This window comes from Streptomyces pseudoechinosporeus, assembly GCF_054783935.1.
In genome coordinates, this window is sequence record NZ_BAAGPS010000057.1 from 63,783 (window position 1) to 86,161 (window position 22,379).

At 70.2% G+C, this 22,379-nt stretch carries 20 protein-coding genes; 10 read left to right on the plus strand and 10 right to left on the minus strand.

The window, feature by feature from the left end; translation table 11 throughout:
* Positions 1-65: 65 nt before the first annotated feature.
* Complete coding sequence (locus tag ACYVO6_RS37440; RefSeq protein ID WP_461069274.1) at positions 66-428, minus strand: DUF4180 domain-containing protein; 363 nt, start codon at positions 426-428, stop codon at positions 66-68.
* 415 nt (positions 429-843) lie between these two features.
* Here ACYVO6_RS37440 and ACYVO6_RS37445 point away from each other — a divergent pair, with 415 nt between their 5' ends.
* Both ACYVO6_RS37445 and ACYVO6_RS37450 read left to right on the plus strand, forming a co-directional pair.
* On the plus strand, positions 844-2,310 hold the full coding sequence (locus ACYVO6_RS37445) for an alpha/beta hydrolase (protein WP_461069276.1): 1,467 nt from the start codon (positions 844-846) through the stop codon (positions 2,308-2,310).
* 13 nt (positions 2,311-2,323) lie between these two features.
* Positions 2,324-2,977, plus strand: coding sequence for a hypothetical protein (locus tag ACYVO6_RS37450; RefSeq protein WP_461069278.1), 654 nt, complete (start codon positions 2,324-2,326; stop codon positions 2,975-2,977).
* A gap of 46 nt (positions 2,978-3,023) precedes the next feature.
* On the opposite strand, the gene ACYVO6_RS37455 is transcribed toward ACYVO6_RS37450, so the two are convergent.
* Positions 3,024-3,743 (minus strand): FadR/GntR family transcriptional regulator, encoded by a 720-nt coding sequence (locus ACYVO6_RS37455; RefSeq protein WP_461069280.1) that lies wholly within the window; start codon positions 3,741-3,743, stop codon positions 3,024-3,026.
* 186 nt (positions 3,744-3,929) lie between these two features.
* Here ACYVO6_RS37455 and ACYVO6_RS37460 point away from each other — a divergent pair, with 186 nt between their 5' ends.
* The 5 genes from ACYVO6_RS37460 to ACYVO6_RS37480 all read left to right on the plus strand — a co-directional run bounded on the left by ACYVO6_RS37460 (position 3,930) and on the right by ACYVO6_RS37480 (position 9,777).
* Positions 3,930-5,309, plus strand: coding sequence for an SLC13 family permease (locus ACYVO6_RS37460; protein WP_461069282.1), 1,380 nt, complete (start codon positions 3,930-3,932; stop codon positions 5,307-5,309).
* A 71-nt stretch (positions 5,310-5,380) separates the two neighbouring features.
* Positions 5,381-6,859 (plus strand): acyl-CoA synthetase, encoded by a 1,479-nt coding sequence (locus tag ACYVO6_RS37465; protein WP_461069284.1) that lies wholly within the window; start codon positions 5,381-5,383, stop codon positions 6,857-6,859.
* Complete coding sequence (locus ACYVO6_RS37470; RefSeq protein ID WP_461069286.1) at positions 6,852-8,198, plus strand: carboxyl transferase domain-containing protein; 1,347 nt, start codon at positions 6,852-6,854, stop codon at positions 8,196-8,198. Before ACYVO6_RS37465 ends, ACYVO6_RS37470 begins: the two co-directional genes overlap by 8 nt.
* A 61-nt stretch (positions 8,199-8,259) precedes the next feature.
* Entirely contained in the window at positions 8,260-8,607 is a 348-nt protein-coding gene (locus ACYVO6_RS37475) for a CU044_2847 family protein (RefSeq protein ID WP_461069288.1), read from the plus strand.
* Between the two features lie 126 nt (positions 8,608-8,733).
* Positions 8,734-9,777 carry a rod shape-determining protein gene (locus ACYVO6_RS37480; RefSeq protein WP_461069290.1) on the plus strand — a complete coding sequence of 348 codons (1,044 nt, stop codon included), beginning with the start codon at positions 8,734-8,736 and terminating at the stop codon, positions 9,775-9,777.
* Between the two features lie 18 nt (positions 9,778-9,795).
* On the opposite strand, the gene ACYVO6_RS37485 is transcribed toward ACYVO6_RS37480, so the two are convergent.
* Positions 9,796-10,377, minus strand: coding sequence for an Rv1733c family protein (locus tag ACYVO6_RS37485; RefSeq protein WP_461069292.1), 582 nt, complete (start codon positions 10,375-10,377; stop codon positions 9,796-9,798).
* Positions 10,378-11,335: 958 nt separating this feature from the next.
* Here ACYVO6_RS37485 and ACYVO6_RS37490 point away from each other — a divergent pair.
* Both ACYVO6_RS37490 and ACYVO6_RS37495 read left to right on the plus strand, forming a co-directional pair.
* Positions 11,336-11,755 carry a CBS domain-containing protein gene (locus tag ACYVO6_RS37490; RefSeq protein WP_461069294.1) on the plus strand — a complete coding sequence of 140 codons (420 nt, stop codon included), beginning with the start codon at positions 11,336-11,338 and terminating at the stop codon, positions 11,753-11,755.
* A 99-nt stretch (positions 11,756-11,854) separates the two neighbouring features.
* Positions 11,855-12,316, plus strand: coding sequence for an archease (locus ACYVO6_RS37495; RefSeq protein ID WP_461069350.1), 462 nt, complete (start codon positions 11,855-11,857; stop codon positions 12,314-12,316).
* A gap of 128 nt (positions 12,317-12,444) precedes the next feature.
* Here the strand turns inward: ACYVO6_RS37495 and ACYVO6_RS37500 are convergent, their stop codons facing one another.
* Entirely contained in the window at positions 12,445-13,863 is a 1,419-nt protein-coding gene (locus ACYVO6_RS37500) for an RtcB family protein (RefSeq protein ID WP_461069296.1), read from the minus strand.
* A 623-nt stretch (positions 13,864-14,486) separates the two neighbouring features.
* Positions 14,487-15,290: an SDR family NAD(P)-dependent oxidoreductase gene (locus ACYVO6_RS37505; protein ID WP_461069298.1), complete on the minus strand. Its 804-nt coding sequence runs from the start codon at positions 15,288-15,290 to the stop codon at positions 14,487-14,489.
* A gap of 88 nt (positions 15,291-15,378) precedes the next feature.
* Here ACYVO6_RS37505 and ACYVO6_RS37510 point away from each other — a divergent pair, with 88 nt between their 5' ends.
* Positions 15,379-16,230, plus strand: coding sequence for a helix-turn-helix transcriptional regulator (locus tag ACYVO6_RS37510; protein ID WP_461069300.1), 852 nt, complete (start codon positions 15,379-15,381; stop codon positions 16,228-16,230).
* A gap of 42 nt (positions 16,231-16,272) precedes the next feature.
* Here ACYVO6_RS37510 and ACYVO6_RS37515 read toward each other — a convergent pair whose 3' ends face one another.
* The 5 genes from ACYVO6_RS37515 to ACYVO6_RS37535 form a co-directional block, all read right to left on the minus strand.
* On the minus strand, positions 16,273-17,733 hold the full coding sequence (locus ACYVO6_RS37515) for a glycoside hydrolase family 32 protein (RefSeq protein ID WP_461069302.1): 1,461 nt from the start codon (positions 17,731-17,733) through the stop codon (positions 16,273-16,275).
* Between the two features lie 39 nt (positions 17,734-17,772).
* Entirely contained in the window at positions 17,773-18,645 is an 873-nt protein-coding gene (locus ACYVO6_RS37520; RefSeq protein WP_461069304.1) for a carbohydrate ABC transporter permease, read from the minus strand.
* A 1-nt stretch (position 18,646) separates the two neighbouring features.
* Entirely contained in the window at positions 18,647-19,573 is a 927-nt protein-coding gene (locus tag ACYVO6_RS37525) for a carbohydrate ABC transporter permease (protein ID WP_461069306.1), read from the minus strand.
* Positions 19,574-19,651: 78 nt separating this feature from the next.
* Entirely contained in the window at positions 19,652-20,956 is a 1,305-nt protein-coding gene (locus tag ACYVO6_RS37530; RefSeq protein WP_461069308.1) for an ABC transporter substrate-binding protein, read from the minus strand.
* A gap of 141 nt (positions 20,957-21,097) precedes the next feature.
* A complete protein-coding gene (locus tag ACYVO6_RS37535) occupies positions 21,098-22,132 on the minus strand; it encodes a LacI family DNA-binding transcriptional regulator (protein ID WP_461069310.1) in 1,035 nt (344 codons plus the stop codon).
* Between the last annotated feature and the right edge of the window lie 247 nt (positions 22,133-22,379).

The window sequence follows — 22,379 nt, forward strand, 5'->3', positions numbered from 1 at the left end:
GCGGGCCTGGCGGTGGGGAAGCGGGCGCGGTGGTGGGCCCAGGGAGCCCCACGGGCCGGGCTCACCTACCCCTTGAGCCGCTCCCGCAGCTCCTCCACATCGACCAGAAACCATGTCTGCCGCCCGCGATTGCACTCACGGACAAAGTCCCGCAGAGCCGAACTCGCCTCCGCATAACGGGAGATGTCACCGAGGACGACGATCCCCATGCCGTACTGGACGAACTTCTGGATGATCCCTCCGGCGACACGAGTGCTCAGCTGAAAGAACGCCTCATCGAACCGCTCGACAGGGATGACGACCCACTGAGCGCCCTGATACCCGGCATCGCCGATGAAATCCAGCGCGTCACGTTCGCTGCGGATGGGTTCGCCCTCGGGAGCACACATCAGAACGGGCACGTCATGGATCTTCTGCAGGGTGGTCATGACGCCCAGGCTACGAGAGGTAGCCGAGGCAGCCGAGAGAAGAGTTCATCGGCCTACACAGTCGCGCCGTTTCGCAGCATTCCTCCGGCCCTCCGGGAAGCGACGGTGACACCACGTCATGTTTCGTCCTGACGAACGTCACGGCGAAGTGATGACACCACGCCCTGCCAGGCGAGTGTGAAGGCGGCTGAGATAGATGCATGACCTCGGCACCCGTCACCGACGCTGAACGTCTGAACCTCACCTAAGGCGACGTCCACTCCGTGAAAGGGCTGCTCCACGCGCTCGGCCTGGCAGCCCTCGACCTCTGCAACCCGCCCAGCTCGACGTGCTGGTCCCCATGAACGGCCAGCGGCGGGGCCGTCCCATTGCCCGCCCGTTCCGGCGCCCCCGTGTGCCCTCAGGAGGACATCAGATGCACCGAACCTTGTCCCTCGCCCTCGCCGCCACCGCGGTGGCGGTGACCGCGATTCCGGGAGTATCGGCGGCAGCGACGCCGGACACCGTGCGGTGGGGCCCGTGCCCGGAGAAGGCCGCCTCGGAGAAGGCCGCCTTACCCCGTCTCGAGTGCTCGACGCTCGAAGTCCCGCTGGACTACCGGGATCCGGACGGCCGGCAGATAGAGATCGCGATCTCCCGGCTGGCGAGCAAGGAACCCTCGCAGCGCCGCGGCGTGCTGCTGACCAATCCAGGCGGCCCCGGCGGCACGGGACTCGACTACCCGGCCGTTCTCGCCGGCTCAGGGCTGCCGCAGAAGGTGCTGGACTCCTACGACGTGATCGGCTTCGACCCGCGCGGCGTCGGCCGCAGCACACCGGTGACCTGCGATCTGACGCCGGAACAGCAGGCGCGCGGCAACTTCCCGCCGTACGCGCACACCGCGGCCGATGTCGCGCGGGAGGCGGGGAACGCGCGGACCATCGCCGAGCAGTGCGCCACCTCGCGGACGGCGTGGATGCTGCCGCACACCACCACCGCGAACACCGCGCGCGACATGGACCGGATCCGGGCGGCGCTGGGCGAGCCGAAGCTCTCGTACCTCGGTGCCTCCTACGGCACCTACCTCGGTGCGGTGTACACGACGATGTTCCCGGAGCGCAGCGACAGGGTCGTGCTCGACAGCAACACGGGCCCCGGCGGTTACGACGTCACGGCCATGCGGTTGTTCGCCCCTGGACTGGAGGACCGGTTCCCGGACTTCGCGGCGTTCGCGGCCGCGCACCCCGAGTACGGTCTGGGCACCACACCGGAGCAGGTGACCGCGAAGTTCTTCGATCTCGCGGAACGGTTGGACGCGAAACCGGTCCAGGGCATCGACGGGACGTTGTTCCGCGGGATCACGTTCGGGGAGCTCTACGTCGATGCGCTCATGCCCCGGCTGGCCGAGACCTGGCGGGCGCTCGACACGGACCGGCCGCTGCCGCCCATCCCGCCAACGGCGAACATGGAGAACCTCATGTCCGCCCGTTTTTACGTGATATGCAGCGATACGCGCTGGCCGGAGACGGTCCGGGAGTATCAGCGCAATGTCGCGGTCGACCGGCTGAGGCACCCGATGCTGGGCGGGTCCACGGCCGGCATCGGACCGTGCGCGTTCTGGCCGGACAAGCGGGTCGAGCTGCCGGTGCGCATCGGTGACCGGGGCCCGTCGAACGTGCTCATGGTGCAGAACGAGCGCGACCCGGCGACACCGCTGGCCGGCGCCCAGAAGCTGCGGCGGGCGTTCGGGGAGCGGGCCACGATGGTGACGGCCGACCAGGGCGGGCACGGCGTCTATCCGTTCGGCCCCAACACGTGTGCGAACGACGCGGTGACAGCGTTCCTGACCACCGGGCAGCGCCCGGCGCAGGACCTCGCCTGTGCGGCGGAACCCAGCAAGTAACAGGAGTAGAGGCATGCTCAAGGAGTGGCGGCATCGTCGGGCTGTGCAGCGGGTCAAGCCCGGGGACGGGCGACCGTTGAAGCGTTTCCGCTGGTGGCAGATGCTTACCCGCGCACTGTTCCATCTTCGGCTGATGAACGATGATGGCCGGCAGACGGTCTACGCCGTCGACGTCAGGCATCAGAATCAGTCGGAGGGCTACGTCAAGGCCCATCTGTACCTCGATGGCAGGCATCACGCCGAGTCCAAAGTCCCTGCCGTCTTCCCCGTCCAGGGCGGCACCGTCGAAGTAAGGACGAGCGGCTTCGGGCTCAAGCGCTGCCACTACGTCACCGCCGAGGGGGCCGAGCACCAACTCGTCCCGGACCCCGCCTCCGCCGAGGGGCGCCGCGCGCGCCTCGACCGATCGCACCCCGCACTGAGCCGCTGTATCGGTTTCCTCTCGGTGATCGTGCTCGTCATCGGCCTGGTTCTCCTGATCCTTCAGCTCGCCGAACAGGTCACTCGGGCGCCGGAGGGCGTCGCCCAGTACGTCGGGACCTTCACCTCGCCCATTGATCTACCGGCATGGGGCAACACCGTGGTCGGGCTCGTTACTGTGGCGGCCAGCACCGAGCGGGCGCTGCGGCTGCGCTACAGCCGGCTGCTCGACGGCGGGGCGGGCTGAACTTGACGTTTATCTGCACCTCCGGCACAGCACGGGATGTTCCTCGTCAGGCCGTTGGCGCGTCGTCCTCCTCCGGGTCCCAGTCCAGCAGCCGTACCTTCGCCACCGTACGGACATGGCGTCGCATCGCCGTGGCCGCCTGACTCGGGCGGCGGTCGGCGATCGCGTCGAGGATCGCGTGGTGCTGGGCCAGGGAGCGGGTGGGGCGGCCCGGCTGGCGGAGGGATTCGTTGCGGCTCTCGGTGATCTGCTCGGCGATGGAGCGCATGAACTCGGCGAGGATGCTGCTGTGGGCCGCCGCCGTGACCGCGGCGTGGAAGAGCCGGTCGCCCTCCACTCCGTGGGCGCCCTCCTCGATCTCGCGTGCCATGTGATCGAGGGCCGCGCGGAGGGCGGCGAGATCGTCGTCCGTGCGCCGCTCGGCGGCCAGTTCGGCGAGCTTGGTCTCCAGGGCCTCGCGGGCTTCGAGTACGTCGGGCAGGCGCCGGCGGCGTTCGACGAGCCGCTCGACGGGTTCCACGTCGAGGCTGTCGCGGACCAGGTACGTACCTCCGCCGTGCCGGGCCTCGACCAGGCCCTGGACCTCCAGGACCACGATGGCCTGCTTCACGGAGGCGCGGCTGACACCGAGGCGGGCCGCCAGGTCGCGCTCGGGTGGCAGACGGTCACCGGCACGCAGACCGCCCTCGGCGACGTACTGACGCAGCCGCTCCAGCACCTGCTCGTAGAGGCGCTGCTTCGTCATGGGGCGCAGGGCTTCGGTCATGGGGTCCCCCTTCGTCGGGAGCGTAACACCGTGGAGGTAGTGGTCCATTGGCTGAGCCAATTCTTGCGCGACCCCTTGACGTGCGCCCGCGCCGCGCCCACGCTGTCCAGCGACCGAAGTGGTTCAGCCACTTGGCCAATCCACCAGCCCTCCAAGCCGCTCCGGGGCCCAAAGACGGGAGCCCGTATGTCCGCCGAACTCATATCGATCCTCGTACTCGTCGTGGTGTTCGTGATCGCCACCACCCGCTCCATCAACATGGGCGCGCTCGCCTTCGCCGCCGCGTTCGGGGTCGGCGAACTCGTCGCGGAACTGAACGCCGACGAAATCTTCGCGGGCTTTCCCGGTGACCTCTTCGTCGTGCTCGTAGGGGTGACGTACCTGTTCGCGATCGCCCGCGCCAACGGCACCACCGACTGGCTCGTGCACGCCTCGATCCGGCTCGTACGCGGCCGGGTCGCGCTGATCCCGTGGGTGATGTTCGTGATCACGGGGGCGCTCACCGCGATCGGCGCGGTCAGTCCCGCCGCGGTCGCCATCGTGGCGCCGATCGCGCTGAGTTTCGCGGCGCGGTACGGGATCAGTCCGCTGCTGATGGGCGCGATGGTGGTGCACGGGGCGCAGGGCGGCGGCTTCTCGCCGATCAGCATCTACGGGTCGATCGTCAACGGGATCGTGGAGCGGGAGGACCTGCCGGGGAACGAGGTCGCGCTGTTCCTGGCCTCCCTGTTCGCCAACCTGGTCATCGCGGGTGTGGTCTTCGTGCTCTTCGGCGGGCTGAAGCTGTGGGCGCAGGGGGCGGTGACGCCGGACGAGCCCTCCAAGGACGCCTCTGACAAGGGCGACGTTCCGGAGGGCGGTTCCGGACCGCAGCCCGCTGGTACCGCCGCCGGCACGGGAACCGGCACCGGCACCAACACCGCCGTGGCCACCCGCCCCGACGCACCCACCAAGCCCGACACCACCCACCTCACCCCGGCCCGGATCGCCACGCTCACCTCGCTCGTCGCCCTCGTCGTAGCCGTCCTCGCCTTCGACCTGGATGCCGGTCTGACCGCGATCACTCTCGCCGTCGCGCTGAGCACCGTCTGGCCGGAGGACAGCCGCAAGGCGGTCGGCCAGATCGCCTGGTCGACGGTCCTGCTGATCTGCGGTGTCCTCACGTACGTCGGTGTCCTGGACGAGATGGGCACCATCACCTGGGCCGGCGAGGGCGTCAGCGACATCGGCGTCCCGCTGCTGGCCGCGGTCCTGCTCTGCTACATCGGCGCGATCGTCTCGGCGTTCGCCTCGTCCGTCGGGATCATGGGCGCCCTGATCCCCCTCGCCGTACCCTTCCTCGCGCAGGGCGAGATCGGGGCCATCGGCATGGTGTGCGCGCTGGCCGTGTCGGCGACGGTCGTGGACGTGAGCCCCTTCTCGACGAACGGCGCGCTGGTGCTGGCCGCGGCGCCGGACGTCGACCGCGAGCGTTTCTTCCGGCAGCTGATGGTGTACGGAGGGATCGTGGTGGCGGTGGTACCCGCGGTGGCGTGGCTGGTGATGGTGGTGCCCAACTGGGGATGACCCCGGGATGACCTGCGGATGCCGACGACGCCATGAGTGACGTACCGACGAACGATCAAGGAGTACGAAGCGTGTCCCCTCTCTTCCCGGCCCTGACCGAGGCCTCGGCGGACCCGGACGGACCCGGTGCGCACCGGCCCGCCCTGCGCTTCGGCGACCGCTCCCTGACGTACGGCGAGCTCGCCGCCGTGGCCGCGCCCCTGGCCGAACGTCTCGCGGGAGCGGGCCGGATCGCCGTCTGGGCCACGCCCACCCTTGAGACCGCGGTCGCCGTGGTCGCCGCGCTGCTGGCCGGCATCCCCGCCGTACCGCTCAACCCGAAGTCGGGCGAGAGCGAGCTGGGGCACATCGTGTCGGACAGCGCACCGACGCTGGTGCTTGCGGGGGCGGACGATAAACTCCCCTCGGCGCTGGGAAAGTTGGGGCGTGTCGACATCGACGTACGCGCCACGGGGACGCCTCACGTGCCTGCGGAACCCACCCTCGAATCCCCCGCTCTGATCGTCTACACCTCCGGCACCACCGGCCCGCCCAAGGGCGCCGTCATCCCCCGCCGGGCCATCGCCGCCACCCTGGACGCCCTCGCGGACGCCTGGCAGTGGACCGGCGACGACGTACTCGTGCACGGCCTCCCCCTCTTCCACGTGCACGGCCTCATCCTCGGGATCCTCGGCCCACTGCGCCGCGGCGGATCCGTGCGGCATCTGGGCAGGTTCGAAACGGCGGGTGTGGCAAGGGAGTTGACCGAGGGCGCCACGATGCTGTTCGGGGTGCCGACGATGTACCACCGGATCGCGGAGGCGCTGCCCGACGACCCGGCTCTCGCGAAGTCCCTGGGAAAGGCGCGGCTGCTGGTCTCGGGTTCGGCGGCGCTGCCCGTGCACGACCACGAGCGGATCGCGGCGGCGACGGGACGGCGGGTCATCGAGCGGTACGGGATGACGGAAACCCTGATGAACACCAGCGTCCGCGCGGACGGGGAGCCGCGCGCGGGCACGGTCGGCGTCCCGCTGCCGGGCGTCGAGCTGCGGCTGACGGAGGACGACGGGGTGACGGCCGTCGAGGCGTACGACGGGGAGACGGTGGGCGAGATCCAGGTCCGCGGGCCGAACCTCTTCACCGAGTACCTGAACCGGCCCGACGCGACGGCGGAGGCGTTCACGGAGGACGGCTGGTTCCGCACGGGTGACATGGCGGTGCGCGACCCCGACGGCTATGTACGCATCGTCGGCCGCAAGGCCACCGACCTGATCAAGAGCGGTGGTTACAAGATCGGGGCGGGTGAGATCGAGAACGCGCTGCTGGAACACCCGGGCGTGCGCGAGGCCGCGGTCACGGGTGAGCCCGACGCGGACCTCGGCGAGCGGATCGTGGCGTGGATCGTGCCGGACCCGGACTCGCCTCAATCACCGCCGTCCGCCGAGGAGTTGGCGGACCATGTGGCCCGTCGCCTGGCCCCGCACAAGCGTCCGCGTGTCGTCCGTTACCTCGACGCCCTGCCCCGTAACGACATGGGCAAGATCATGAAGCGCGCGCTGCCTCATGACTGACGGCCGGAGGTTCACTGCTCGCGAGGCGATCGGTCTCGTGGCCGACGGTTTCAGCGAACTCCCGGTCAAGGCAGGCGAGTACGCACCCGACGGCCCGCTGTCCTGGCAGGGCTACGACGCCTCGCGCGCCCGTGCCGCATCCCGCACCGGCGAGGAGGAGTCCGTCGTCTGCGGCACGGCCATGGTCGGTACGACTTCTGCCGTGCTGATCTCCTTCGAGTTCGGCTTCCTGGGCGGGTCGCTCGGGGAGCGCACCGGGGACCGGCTGGAGGCGGCGTACACCTACGCCCGTGAGCACCGCCTCCCCGTCGTGTCCCTCGTCGCCACGGGCGGCAGCCGGATGCAGGAAGGCATGCGCGCGCTGGTCCAACTCCAGCGCGTGGCACGGCAGTCGGCACTCACCCGCGAGGCGGGCCTGCCACAGCTCGCGGTCCTGCGGGACCCGACGACGGGTGGCGGCTGGGCCACGCTGGGCGCGGGCGCCGATGTGATCCTCGCGCTGCCGGGCGCCCAGGTGGGTTTCGCGGGTTCCCGGGTCCGCCCGCCGGACGCGGACCCGGAGGCGTACACGGCTCAGGCGCAACTGGCGGCGGGTTCGATCGACGCGGTGGTGCCACCGGAGGACCTGCCGGGGGCGCTGCGCCTCTGGCTGCACCTGCTGACGCGCCCGTCCACAACACCCGCCCCTCCCCCAGCAGCGATGGGCCGGGCCGACCTGCCCGCCACCGGTCGCGAGGCGGTCGACAACGCCCGCTCCCCTCAACGCCCCCGCGCCCAGGCCTACTTGGACGCGTACTTCACCCGGCGGGCGTCGATCAGCGGCGACCGCATCGGCGGGACCGACGACGGAATGCTCTGCGGCTTCGGCATACGGGCGGAGGACGGCCGTACGATCGCCTACGCCGCCCAGACCGGCACCGCCACCCGCCCCACCGGCTACCGCACCGCCGCCCGCCTGATCCGCCTGGCGGACCAACTCGGCATCCCTGTATTGACCTTGGTGGACACCCCGGGCGCCGCCAACGACGCGGCGGCGGAACGTCAGGGCGCGGGCGCGGCGATAGCGGAGCTGTTCGCCGCCGTGGCCACCGCGCGCACGCCCCTCACCACCCTCCTGATCGGCGAGGGCGGATCGGGCGGCGCCCTCGCCCTCGCCGCACCCGACAACACCTGGGCCACACCGGACAGTTACTTCTCCGTCATCGCCCCGGAGCTGGCCGCGGCGATCCTCAAACGACCCTCGGACCAGGTGACCGCGACGGCGGACGAACTCCGGATCCGGCCGCAGGACTTGGTGGAGCTGGGGGTCGTGAAGGGTGTCGTGGGCAAGCACGAGTGACAAGCACAAGTACCGTCCGTGAAAATGACGTTGCTCGAGAGTCATCAGAGACGGGGGTGCCATGGAAGGCTTGGTGGAGTTCAGGACCAACGACGGAGTCGTGATCACCGTCGAGGGCATCGAGGATGCCTCCGGCCACCAGATGGTCTCGCGCCGCGACGACGGTACGGTCCAGGCGACCCGCACCTTCGAGGGCGCCCTGGACGGAGTGCGCGCGGCGGCCGAGTCCGCGCTCCAGGTCTTCCGGGACGGCTCGCTGCGGCCCGATTCCGTGGAGATCGAGTTCGGGGTGAAACTCACCGCGGAGGCGGGCGCGTTGATCGCCAAGAGCGGAGCCGAAGGGCATCTGCTGCTCAGACTCTCCTGGTCACCAGGGCAGTCTGACGGCTCCTCGGAGACCGCCCGCTGACGCCACCCATCCAGCGGCACCCCACCCAGCCCCCCTCAACAGGCGGACCGCCGAGTGCCCGCGCACGATGTCAAGGAGGACCGCCACCCGGCGGCCCCACGGTCTGCGCTCTCGGGAGAATCTGCCATGACCGACAGTCTGGAGCAGTTGCGCCGCTGTCATTTCGCCGTCGATCTGGGGGCGGCGAGGACCCGTGTGTATGTGAAGGGTGCCGGGCTGGTCGTGGACCAGCCGAGTGTGGCCGCCGTCAATATGAGGACCGGCGGGCTGATCGCGGTCGGAGAGCTGGCCGAGCAGATGACGGGCCGTACGCCCGGCTACATCCGTATCGTCAAGCCCGTGTCCGGCGGCACGGTCGTCGACATCGACATGGCGCAGCGGATGCTGCGGCAACTGCTCGGCGAACGCCTCCGCCGCACACTGCGTCGTAAGCCCCGGCTGCGCGCGGCGGCCTGTACGCCGCATGACGCCGACCCGCTCGCCCAGCGCGCGGCGATCGAGACGCTGGTCGGGCTCGGGGCGTGGCGGGTCGAGCTGGTGGACACGCTGATCGCGGCGGCGGTGGGCTGCGGGCTGCCCGTGCAGCAGCCCGAGGCGACCATGATCATGGTGTGCGGGGCGGCCGCCACCCAGGTCGCCGTTCTCTCCCTCGGCTCGGTCGTGAACGCCGAGCGCATCCCCGTCGGCGGCGAGGCCATCGACCACGCGATCATCCAGCACCTGCGTCATGCGCACGAGTTGGTGCTGCCGAGTCAGGCCGTACGCCCCTTGCAGCTCGCCCTGTCCGGCAACGGGCTCACCCCCGAGGGGCCCGCCCGTACCGAGATCCACGGCCGGGACGTGGCCACGGGGCTCGCCCGCTCCGTACACGTCGACACGGCCGCCGTACGCGATGTCATCCAGGCCCCGCTCACGGCGGTGCTCGACGGGATCGGCAAGGTGCTGCGCGACTGCCCGCCGGACCTGGTGGCCGACCTCGCGGACCGCGGGATCATGATGGTCGGCGGCAGCGCCCTGCTGCCCGGATTCGACCACATGCTGCGGGCCGCGACCGGCATGCCGGTGCACATCGCCGAACGGCCCGACGTGTGCGCGGCCCTCGGCCTGGGCGCGATGCTGGAGGGCAGGATCGAGCCGATGGGCCTCGGCCTCGACCAGGTGTCGACCTGAGGTCAGCCCGTATCGCGGTCAGCCCGTCCTCCCGCCCCAGCGCATGTCGGCCCGCTCCCACTCCGCGTCCCAGGCCCGCATACGGCGCCGGTCGAGGCGTACGCGCACGGTCCAGGCGGCCAGCCAGACGGCGCCGCCCGCGCCCGTCGCGGCCAGCAGGCCCGCCGACACCGTTTGCAGGACCGCTTCCGCCTCGTTGAGGGGCTTCGCCATCAGGGCGCCATGCCGGTCGGTCCAGATCGTGGTCCGGGTGCCTTTCCTGGCTTCGGGCCTGACCTGGGCCTCGCCGGTGCGGGCGGCGCCGTCCGGTGTCTTCCAGCGGACCGTGGCCCAGACCAGGTCGCCGCCCACGGTCCGGGTCGATGACCTCTCCGGGGCGTTCTCGGTGAGCACCGCCGTCACCTCGCGGCGCTCCTCCCGCTGCCGGTCCACGCTCCGGCTCACCACCTCGGCCGCCGCCACTCCCGCGATCAGGCCGCCCACCAGGGCGAACAGCCATGCGCCGAGCACCACCCAGGCCTCGACGACGTCCACGCGCCGCCGGAGCGGGTTGCTCCGCCACCGCCACAGCCTCACCGTCGTACGACGTGTCCTCGCCACGGCCAGCACCCCCTTGTGCGCACCGTCGGCAGCACCTCATCGGGTGTCCTACCAGTGTGCTCCCAGGAGCGTGATGGAGCACATGGCAGAGCACTCGTACGGACCCGTCCCGCCGACGGCGGGTCGAGACGCGTGAATTGCCCGGATTCCGTACGCTGATCCACTTCTGGCGGCCGGACCAGCCGCGAACTCGACCAGTACGACCAGTAAGCGAGCGTGAGTCATGGGTGAACGACAGCCGATTCCGGGGGACGTGCCGGTGCCGCAGCTTCCTGCGGGCTCTCTTCTCTCCCCATTGGGGGAACCACAGGCGTTGATCGAGGAGTTTGCGCGGGAGCTGAGCCGGGGGTTGCACACGAGTCGCCTCCGCTCGTGGGGGGCGGATCCCTCCGGGGTTGAGCAGGGGGGTTCGTTTTCGGGTGCGGGTTGAGTGTGGCTGGTCGCGCCGTTCCCCGCGGGGTGCCTCCGGCGGTTGGGCGGGTGGGTTCGTTGTATGGGTGCAGGTTCGTTGTGGCTGGGCGCGCCGTTCCCCGCGCCCCTTAGGTGCGTGGTGGGTGCGGGGCCGTGGGCCGGTGCGTCAGCCCGTCGCAGGCCGGGCGTACGGCCCTTTGCTGGTACACGGTCCTGGTTTCCTGAGACAGAACCTAAGCGACGGGCATACGACGCACCGGCCCACGTCCCCTCCCGCCGGTGGGCAAGTGCGGGTCGGTTGTGGCTGGTGAGCATGGTGGCCGGCGGTTCCGGGAGCGCCCCGTCAGGGGCGCGGGGAACTGCGCGACCAGCCACGACGGGCCCGCAGTCGCCAGCGAACCGAACCCACCACCCCCGTAGGCAACCTGCTCAACCGCCGGAGGCAGGACGCATGGAGGGACATCCGTCGGGTACTCGGCGATCAACCGGGCACCGGCCGACCAGGCACATTGCCGGTGCTCATCCCGGGAGGCACACGGAGGTAGCCATGGCGAAGCATGTCCGGGAAGTCATGACGGCGGAACCGGTGACGGTGACCGAGCAGACTCCGCTCCCCCAGGTCGCCAAGCTCATGCGGGAGAAGAACATCGGCGACGTCTTCATCACCGAGGAGGACCACGTACGTGGCCTGGTGACCGATCGCGATCTGGTGATCCGGGCGCTGGCCGAGGACCGGGACCCCTCCGCCACCGCTGTCCGCGAGGTGTGCAGCACCGATCTGGTCACCGTCTCCCCGCAGGACGACATCGACCAGGCGGTGCGGCTGATGCGGGAGCACGCCCTGCGGCGGCTGCCCGTCGTGGAGGGCGACCACCTCGTCGGTGTCCTCAGCATCGGTGACCTGGCCGTCGAACGCGACCCGCGCTCCGCGCTCGCCGACATCAGCTCGGCGGAGCCGAACAAGTAAGGCGGCCCCTACGTCGACGGCACGTGGAAGTCACCGCAGTCGTCTACTTCCGCGTGCCGACGACACATGCGTACGGGACAAACAGGGCACCCGGTGGACATGGTCGGCGAGACGTACGACGACAGGCAGGCCCGGGCGCAGGGCGAGAGCGGCCACCGGCTGGTGCCGCACACCGCGGACGTGCGGATCGAGGCGTGGGGCACGACCCGGGAGAACTGCCTGGTCGAGGCCGTGCACGGGATGGTCGACTGCTTCGCCGACGTCTCCGCCGTACGGCCGACGGCCATCCAGCGCGCCCAACTGTCCGAGACCAGCGACGACGACCTCCTGGCCGCCCTCCTCGACGAGGTCGTCTACCGCCTCGAAGTACCGGGCCAGGTCCCCGTGGACGTAGAGCTGGAGACGGAGACGCACGGCGGCGCCGTCGATGTGCGGCTGGCGGTCGCCGATCTGTCGGCCGTGGAGATCACGGGCGCCGTACCGAAGGCCGTCTCGTGGCATGAACTGCACATCGGGCCGGGTCCGTACGGATGGACGTGCGCGGTGACGGTCGATGTGTGAGGCGTACCGGTGAGAGGGGGGCGCCCTACGGCGAGTGAGCCGAAGGGGCGCGTCGAGGGTCGAGCACGGTCGTGCTCTCGACACCGGCTGTAGCGCCCCGGAGGTGAACCGAGCCCTTGAAAACACAGTCAGCCTTTCACCACGCCCAGCGGGACCAGCCGCGCGACCGTACGGCACAGTCCCGCCCCCTCGCTCGCCTCCACCACCGCGCTGACGTCCTTGTACGCCTCCGGAGTCTCCTCCGCCAGCCCGCGCAGCGACCGCGGGCGCACCGCTATGCCGCCCCGCTCCAGCCGGGCCCGCAGCTCCTTCCCGGCTACCGTCCGCGCGGCCTGGTGACGGCTCATCACCCGGCCCGCGCCATGGCAGGTGGAGTGGAAGGCGTCGCCGCCGGGCACTCCGGCCAGTACGTACGAGGCGGTGCCCATCGTGCCAGGGATCAGCACCGGCTGACCGAACTCCCTTATGTCCTCGGGCAGTTCGGGGTGCCCGGGCGGGAAGGCCCGGGTGGCGCCCTTACGGTGCACGCACAGCCGGCGTCGCGCTCCGTCCACCGTGTGGGTCTCGATCTTGGCAAGGTTGTGGGACACGTCGTACACGAGGGACAGCCGGGCGCGGGCGGCGCGGTGGAAGATCCGGCGGGCGGCGTCGGACAGCAACTGGCGGTTCGCGCGGCCGTAGTTGGCGGCGGCGGCCATCGCGCCGAGGTACGCCTGTCCCTCGGGCGAGTCGACCGGGGTGCAGGCCAGCTGCCGGTCGGGCACGGTGATGCCGTACCGGTTCATGGCCCGGTCCATCGCGCGTACGTGATCGGTGCAGATCTGGTGCCCGAGCCCCCGTGAACCGCAGTGGATCATCACGCACACCTGGTCGCGGGCGAGCCCGAACGCGGCGGCGACCCGCTCGTCGTACACCTCGGCGACCTGCTGGACCTCCAGGAAGTGGTTGGCGGACCCGAGGCTGCCGACCTGTCCGAGACCGCGTTCCCGGGCCCGCCCGCTGACCTGCGCCCCGTCGGCGTCGGCGACCGCGCCGCCGTCCTCGCAGCGGGTCAGGTCGCGTTGCTCGCCGTGACCGCGTTCCACGGCGTACCGGGAACCGCCGTCCAGGATCCGCTCCAGCTCCCCGGGGCCGCTCAGGTGCCACACGCCCCCGGGGCCGGCGCCACGCGGGATCGCCCGGTCCAGGCCGTCCATGATGTCGGGCAACGCGGGCTCCAGCGACTTCCGGTCACCGTCGGCGGCCAGCAGCCGCACCCCGCACGAGATGTCGAAGCCGACGCCGCCGGGTGAGACGACGCCGCCGCCGTCCACGTCGGTCGCCGCCACGCCGCCAATGGGGAAGCCGTAGCCCCAGTGGATGTCCGGCATGGCGTACGAGGCCCCGACGATGCCCGGCAGCGTGGCCACATTGACGACCTGCTCCAGCGATTTCTCAGCGTCCTCGAGCAGTTCATGGGACGCGAACACGATCCCCGGCACGCGCATGTCGCCTCGCGGTTCGATCCGGAAGCGGTACGGACGTTCCTCGACGAGGTTGAGTTCCATGGCGGCCTCCCGGGGGTGTGCGTGGGCGTGTGCCGTGGGCGTCGCGCCGCAGGCTGCGGGTACCCGGGGGCGGTTCGGGGAATCGGGGGTTCTGGTCTGCGTACGGGTCCTGATCTGCGTACGGGAGGTCATCGGTTGATTGGGGGAGGCACTCCGGCCCGAGTATCTCTGCGCGTCGTGGCGGCGACGCAAGGGGGCAGCCCGATGTTTCGCTCACAGCACGGCCGTCACGCGGTTCCCGCTCACCATCATGAGCAGAGCAATGGACGGCACCATCACGGTCAGGCCGGCTGCGAACGATCCCATGGGGTCAAATCCGGACGTCGCGTTCCTGGTCCTCAGTGCCGGCCGACACCTCACCGCGGACGGGCTCTGCGAAGGGATCGTGTAGTCAAAGCTCCCGAGCACCGATGGGATCGAATCCGGCTCACAGCAGTTGCTCCGGCTGAACGCCATCACGGCGGTCCCGAGCACCGACAAAATCCTCGGCGTCGGCTTCGTCGGAGACTCCTCGGTGATCGTCAGCCTGAAGCACTGAAGGCCGCCTCACAGTGCCAACTGGCCATCAAGGAATCCATGGCGGTGGACCTCTGTGCTGACGAGGATGCGGCGGCATCCTCGACTCAGGCCCGCGCGCCGCCGTCGACCCGTAGGACCGTGCCGGTCACGAAGGAGGAGCGGTCGCTGAGCAGCCAGGCGGCGGCCTGGGCGATTTCGTCGGGGTCGGCCGCGCGGCGCAGTGGGGTTTGCGCTGTGAGTCGTTCTTGGAGGCCGGGGGAATCCGCCTCCCAGGTGCGGATCATCTCGGTCAGTGTGTTGCCGGGGGCGATGGCGTTGACGCGGATGTCTTCCGGGCCGTAGGTGACGGCGGCCGACTCGGTCAGGCTGTTGACCGCTCGCTTCATCGCGCCGTAGGCGGGCAACTCGGGGTTGCCCATCAGGCTGCCGACGGAGGAGTTGTTGACGATGGCCCCTGTCCCGGCGGTGGCCCGGATGGCGGCGACCTCGGCGACCATGGCCAGCCAGACGCCCTTGAGGTTCACGGCGTAGACGTGGTCGAAGTCGGCCTCCGCCATGTCGTCCATCGGGCCGGGCTGCTGGATCGTCGCGCCGTTGTTGAAGGCGACGTCTAGCCGGCCGTACAGGTCCACGGCGCGGTCGACGGCGGCACGCACGCCAGCCGCGTCGGCCAGATCGCACACCACGTAGTCCGCGGTGCCGCCCGCCGCCCGGACCTCCTCGGTCACCGCCTTCAGCTGGGCCTCCGTCCGGGCCGCGAGCAGCACCCGGGCGCCCTCCCGGGCGAACAGCCGCGCCGCGGCGGCGCCGATGCCGCGGCCGGCACCGGTGATGAAGGCGACCTTGCCGGCCAGCAGGCCCAGTGCGGCAGGGGCGGCGGATGTATCGGAGTTCGGTGTGTTGTCCATGGCAGCGAGCCTGCGCCGGTTGACGGAGCCTATCCAGGCACCGGCGGTACCTGGATAGGCTCCGCAGCCCCCGCGCACACTGGGGGACGTGGACAGACGAGAACTGGCGGCCTTCCTGCGCAGCAGGCGCGAGCGGATCACCCCCGCCGACGTGGGGCTGCCCGCCGGGCCGCGCCGCCGCACCCCGGGGCTGCGCCGCGAGGAGGCGGCGCAGCTGGCGTTCATCTCGACCGAGTACTACACGCGGCTCGAGCAGGCCCGCGGCCCGCGCCCGTCACGCGAGGTGCTGGCCGGGCTGGCCCGGGCCCTGCGCCTGTCGGACGCCGAGCGCGACCACCTCCACCACCTCGCCGGCGCACCGCCGGGCCCGCCGCCCGGGCCCTCGCGCGAGGTACGGCAGAGCATCCTCGACCTGCTGCACCGGCTGCCGCAGGCCGCCGCGATCGTGACGTCCGCGGCGTTCGAGGTGATCGCCTGGAATGATCTGGCGGCCGCCCTCATGGAGGACTTCTCCGCCCTGCCGCGGCGCGACCGCAACCTGGTGCGCCGTGTCTTCCTCGGGCCGCACCCGCAGGGGCGGCGGTTGTACGGAGTGTCCGACGCGGACGCATTCGCCCGCACCTCGGCGCAGCGCCTGCGCGCCACCGCCGCCCGCTACCCCGACGATCCCGAAGTCACCGAACTGGTGGCTGAACTCCTCGCCGGAAGCGAGGAGTTCACCCAGCTGTGGGCCTCCCACGACGTGTCCACCAAGCCCACCCTGTGCAAGACCTTCCCGCACCCGCTGGTCGGCCCGGTCACCGTCAACTGCGACGTCCTCGCCATCACCGACCGGGACCAGCAGGTCGTCATCTACACCGCCGCCCCCGGCTCACCGTCCGAGGAGGCACTGCGACTGCTGTCGGTCATCGGCACACAGCGCATGGACGTGACCCGCTGAGCCGCACCAGGTTCGGCATCTGCTTCTGGAACGCAGCCATCATCACGTGAGCGCGGAAACGGCGCTCGCGTCTGCCGCGTACCGCATGGTGTACGGCTGCAGGTTCCAGGCCCCGACCGTGTAGCCGAGGCCACCCTCGCCTCCGGCACGGGCCTCGATCCACCAAGGGGCGCCGCCAGTGGGATAGAACCGCAGTGTCAGCGTCCGGCCCGACGGCAGGTAGAGCTCGGCGATGGAGCGGTCCACGATCAGGCGCAGTTCGACCGGGGCACCCGCCACTGCCGCCTCGGGGCAGGGGACGCGGTACGTGCCGCCGTGTGCGCGCGGGTCGAGGGAGGCGTGGTCGCGGTCCACGACGAGTTCGCCGGCGGTCGCGTCGATCCTGATGTCGAGGTACTCGGCGCCGTCGGCGGAGGTCACCAGCCGAAGTGCCGCCCCAGCGGAACGGGGGTCCAGACGGGCCGTCAGGTCGAAGCTCGGGCTCACCGTCCCCAGTACGGCCGTTCCCGTGGTCTCGCCGGCGGCGGTCACCGCCGGCTCGTGCCGCAGCGTGAGGAGTTCCGCGGCCGGTCGCTGCCGTACGGAGCCGTTCTCGGCGAGTGTCACCTCGCGCGGCAGTGTCAGCAGCCCGGCCCAGCCGGCCTCACGTACCCACTCCGGGTCGCGAGCCTCCCACGACCAGCCCCACAACAGCCACCGGCCGTCGGGGGTGTGCAGCAGGGCCGGGGCGTAGAAGTCCGGGCCGTGGTCGAGCAGTTCGGGGGCGTCGGCGAGGAAGCGGCCGTCCTGCTCGTGCCCGGGGTAGGCCACGGTCCGGCGCGGTCCGAGCTCCGGGTCCCAGGCGCCGAGGAGCAGTGCGCCGCGTCCGTTCGCGTGCAGGTACTGGGGGCACTCCCAGCCCGGCCCTGTGTCGACGCCGGGCGCCACCGCCTGCGGGGCCCGGTCCAGGAACGGGCCCCGGTACTCCCAGTGCTCCAGGTCCCCGGACTCGTACAGCAGCGCCGCCGCTCGGCCGTCCGCTTGGGCGGAGCCGACCAGCATGCGCCAGCGGCCGGCCTCGCGCCATACGTACGGGTCGCGGTACATGGTGGCGCCGTCAGGCAGGTCGGGTATCAGCAGGCTGCCGCGCGGTGTCCAGGTGACACCGTTGTCCCGGGACTCGGCGGTGGTGACCGGCTGGGCCCAGCGGTCGGTGCGGTAGGCGGAGTAGAAGGCGACCATGCGGTCGCCGTCGGAGACGGCGTTGCCGGAGAAGCAGCCGTCGGCGTCCTCTCCGGCCGGCGTGGGGGTGAGGGCGAGGGGAAGTTCCTCCCAGGTCAGCAGGTCGGGGCTGCGGAAGTGGCCCCAGTGCATGTTCGCGTGCTCGGGTCCGTACGGGTTGTACTGGAAGCACACGTGGTAGTGGCCGTCGTGGTAGGCCAGCCCGTTGGGGTCGTTGATCCAGTTGCGGGGCGGGCGCAGGTGCGCGACGGGCCGGTGGGGGTCTGCGGGCAGGACGGACACGCAGGGGTCCTTTCGGGGGTGGGGGGTCGAGGAGCGCGGTCAGCCCTTGACGCCGGTGGAGGCGATGCTGTTGACGAACGATCGCTGGAAGGCCACGAACAGGGCCAGGATCGGCACGGTGATCATGGAGGAGTACGCCATGATCTGGCCCCAGCCGACGTTGAGTTGGAAGAAGTAGGAGATGCCCACCATCACCGGCCGCAGCTCCTCGCTCTGCACGACCATCAGCGGCCAGAGGTACGAGTTCCATGCGGGCAGGAAGGTGAGGATGGCGACGGTGGCGACGGCCGGTCCGGACAGCGGCATGACGATGCGGCGGTAGATGGTGAACCAGCCGGCGCCGTCCACGATCGCCGCCTCGTCCAGCTCCTTGGGGATGCTCTGGAAGTACTGGTGAAAGAAGAAGATCGAGAAGGCGTTGGCGAGGAACGGCACGATCTGGACCTGGTAGGTGTCCATCCAGCCGGTGGTCCACTCCAGGTGGAAGCCGTTGACGCGGAGCAGCGGCAGTTGGTTGACCCACCACACCAGCGGCAGGGCGAAGGTCTCGAACGGCACGATGAGGGTGGCGATGACGGCGCTCAGGACGAGCTTCCTGCCGGGCCAGCGCATCCGTGACAGGGCGAAGGCGGCGAGGCTGTTGACGATGATGCCGAGCACCACGGTGATCGACGAGATCAGCACGGAGTTCACCAGGAACCGTGCCGCAGGGACACGTTCGAACACGCCCGTGTAGTTGTCCAGCGACAGGGCGCCGACCGGCAGGAAGGCGCGCAGGGAGCCCAGGTCGCCGAAGATCTGGTCGTCCGGTTTGAAGGACGACACGAGCATGAAGACGAGCGGGAGCGCGAAGACCAGGGCGAGGGCGACTCGGCCGGCGTGGCCGCCGAGATGCTTCAGGAGGGAGGTCATGTCAGTCCTTCTCCCGGGTCAGGAAACGCTGGACGCCGGACACGGTCAGCACGAGTACGAAGAAGACGAGCGAGATAGCCGCCGCGTACGCGGTCTGCTGCTGGTCGTAGCCGGTGTGCACGGCCTGGTAGACGACGGTGGTGGTGGAGTCGAGCGGGCCTCCTTGCGTCATCACCCGGATCTGGGTGAAGAGGCTGAACGCCGCGATGGTGATGGTGACCAATACGAACGTGCGCGTGGCGCGCAGTCCGGGCCAGGTGATATGGCGGAAGCGGTCCCAGCGGCCCGCGCCGTCCAGGTCGGCGGCCTCGTACAGCTCGGCGGGGATGGTCTGCAGACCGGCCAGCCAGATGATCATGTGGAAGCCTACGCCCTGCCACACCGACATCAGGATGATGGCAGGCATGGCGGTGGCGGAGTCGCCCAGCCAGTCCGGGCCGTCGACGGCTCCGAAGGTGAGCCCTGAGATCACGCGGTTGACCAGGCCGTCCTGCCGGTAGAGGAAGGTCCACAGGAGGGACACGACGACCATCGAGGTGACGACTGGCAGGAAGTAGACGGTGCGGAAGAAGTTGACGCCGCGCACCTTCGCGTTGACCAGCAGCGCCAGCACCAGGGCGAGCCCGGCCTGGAGCGGGACGACGACGGCTGCGAAGTACGCCGTGTTGCGCAGGGACTTGAAGAAGACCGGGTCCTGGAAGAGCTGGGTGAAGTTTCTCAGGCCCACGAAGCGGGCCGGGGTGGGTGAGATGAGCCGTGCGTCGGTGAAGGCCAGGGCGAAGGCGAGGGCGACCGGTACGACGAGGAAGACGATCAGCAGCACGACGGCCGGGGTGGCCATGCCGAGGGCGGTGAGGCTCTCACGGCGACGGGCGTTGGTCGTTCGGGTTCGCCGGACCGGACGCAGCCGGGCGAGGGCTGCGATCATGGTGGTCACGGTAGCTCCAAGGGGAGCCGGTCCGGTTCGGGCGGCGTGGGTCGGGGGCCCGAACCGGACCGGGGCGGGTCAGCCGGCGTAGTTGTTGTTCGTCTTGAGGTTGTTGTCGATGTCCTTCGCAGCCTGGCCGAGAGCGTTCTTGGGGTCGGCCCCGGCCAGGATGTCCTGGGCCGCCTTCTGGAACTCGGTGGAGATGTACGGGTAGGCCGGGGTGACGGGGCGCACCACCGCGAACTTGCGCGCGAACTGGACGAACACGTTGAGCTCCCCGCCCGGCTGGTAGCCGTCGACCTGCTTCGCGGCGGCGTCGGTGGCCGGGATGGTGCTGGTGGCCTTGGCGTAGTCGACGAAGTACTTGGTCTGCCGGGAGAACTTCAGCCACTCCTGCGCACCGGCCTTGTTGGAACAGGTGGAGCTCATGCCCCACTGCCAGGAGGCGCCGCCGATCTTGGGACCGTTGCCGAAGTCGACCGGCGGGATGACCGCCAGGTCGTCGCCGAGCTTCTCGGCGTTCTTGGCCGCGTTCCAGCTGCCGTCCCACTGGATGGCGCTCTTGCCGGCCAGGAAGTCCTTGTTGGGGTCGGCTCCGGACTTCTTCGACATGTAGTCCTTGGACACCAGCGAGCGGAACCAGGTGGCCCACTCCACGGAGCTCTTGCCGTCGAGGGTGCCCGAGGCGGTCTTGTAGCCGTCGCGGTTGATCAGGTCGCCGCCGAAGCTCTGCAGCTGCGGGGAGTAGCCGTACGGCCACCACTCGCCGCTGCCTCCGGTGCCCATCTCCAGCGGGTACTGGAACTTCCCGCTCTTCTTCAGCTTGGCCAGCGCGGAGTCGAACTCCGCCTTCGTCCAGGGCTTGTCGATGGTCGGGATGCGGATGTCGTACTCGTTCAGCACCGACTTGCGGGCGAAGAAGCTGAGCGCGACATCGTAGAAGCCGAACGCGTAGACCTTGTCCTTGTAGCGGCCGACGGTGCTGGGCAGTTGGTCGGACAGCGGTACCTCGCTGCCGGAGACGTCGATCGGGTCCAGGTAGCCGCCCCAGGCCCAGTTCGGCACGTTGGGGCCGTCAACGTCGAGCAGACAGGGCAGCTTGCGGGCCGAGGCGGCGGCCACGACGGAGTTGTTGTAGTCGCTCTGCGGGAACGCCTGGAGTTCGACCTTGTACTTGCTCTGCGAGCCGTTGAAATCCTTGATGATCTTCTTGACGACGTCGAGCTCGGCCGAGTTGCCGGCGTTGTGCGTCCACAGCGTCAGCGTGTTGCCGCTGGCTCCGGACGTGCTGCCGCCGCTCCCGGTCCCGCATCCGGCGACCAGCGCGGTCGCCGCCGCGACGGCTACACTCGCGACTGCGAGGGGCCTTGTTCTCCACACCACTGGGTTCCTCCATCTCACTGAGACGGGTCTTGCCGGACCCGCCTGTGCGACCGGTTGCGACGGTCGCTGATCTTGGTGGTCGTCCCGCCGTCCGGGGCTTCGGTCCGGGCGGCGGGACGAGCCGTTTTTCGGGTGCCGGTGTCAGCCCTCTGCGGGGGTGCCGATGGAGGCACGATCCTGCAGTGGCATGGGCACACGGTGTACGACTGCTTCGAGCGGCCCTTCGCCGAGGATCAACTCCACGGCGAGGCGGCCGAGTTGGTAGTGCGGCAGCTTCAGGGTGGTGAGCGCCGGACGCAGCTGGGACGCGATGTCCTGGTCGTCGAAGGAGACCACCGACAAGTCACCGGGTACCGACAGGCCCGCCTCGCCGAGCGCCTGGTAGGCACCGAGGGACACCCGGTCGGTCATGCACACCAGCGCCCGGGGGCGATGACCCGCCGCGAGCAGCGCGGTGACCTCCCGATGGCCGTCCCGCGTGTCCCAGTCGCACTCGACGACACCGTCCAGGCGGGCCCCGCCCGCCCGCAGGACCTCCTCAAGGCCGCGCATGCGCTCGTTGCCGGCGATGATCCCCTCGGGCGTGGCCGGAACGGCCTGGTGACCGCCGATCGACCAGATGCCCTCGGTGTGACCGGCCGCGAGCAGCGCGCGGGCCGCGTCCCGGCCGGCCTCGATCTCGTCCGGGACGACGGACGGCGCGTCGAAGCCGGGGGCCAGGCAGTTCAGCAGGACCACCCGGCGCCCGTACAGCTCCTTGGGCGGAGTGATGTACCGGGTGAACATCGACGCGTAGATCACCGCGTCGACCTGCCGGTCCAGCAGCGCGTGGACCAGCGACGACTCGGCGTCGCGATCGCCACCGGCCTCCGTGATGAACAGCAGGTGGTCCCGCTCCCGGGCGGCCTCCAGCGCGCCGCGGATCACATCGCCCGCGAACGGTGTCGTGGTGATCCGGTCCGACACGAGCCCGATGGTCTGCGTCGACTTCGTCCGCAGGCTGCGTGCGGTGACGTTGGGGCGGTAGCCCAGCTCCCGGGCGGCCACCAGCACACGTTCACGGGAGGCCTCGGAGATGCGCATGTCGGTACGGCCGGAGAGAGCGAACGACGCGGTCGTCGGCGAGACGCCCGCCTTGCGGGCGACGTCGGCCATGGTCACACGGCGTTCGGGCATCAGCGGTCAGCTCCGTTGTTAAATCGAATTAGCAAGTTGGGATGAGAGTGATGCGCTCCTCGACCGGTGTCAACACCTCGGACATCTCGAATGGAAGACAGGGACGTTATAGGCCGTTTTGTACGTGCCTTAGGTAACGCCTAGGTAAATCGGTGCGCGTTAGCTCTTGCTTTAGCTGTCGCGGCGCGCGAACGATGCCGAGCCATCGCCTAAACCGATTTGGCATGGCGTCAGCCTGCCGCGCCGA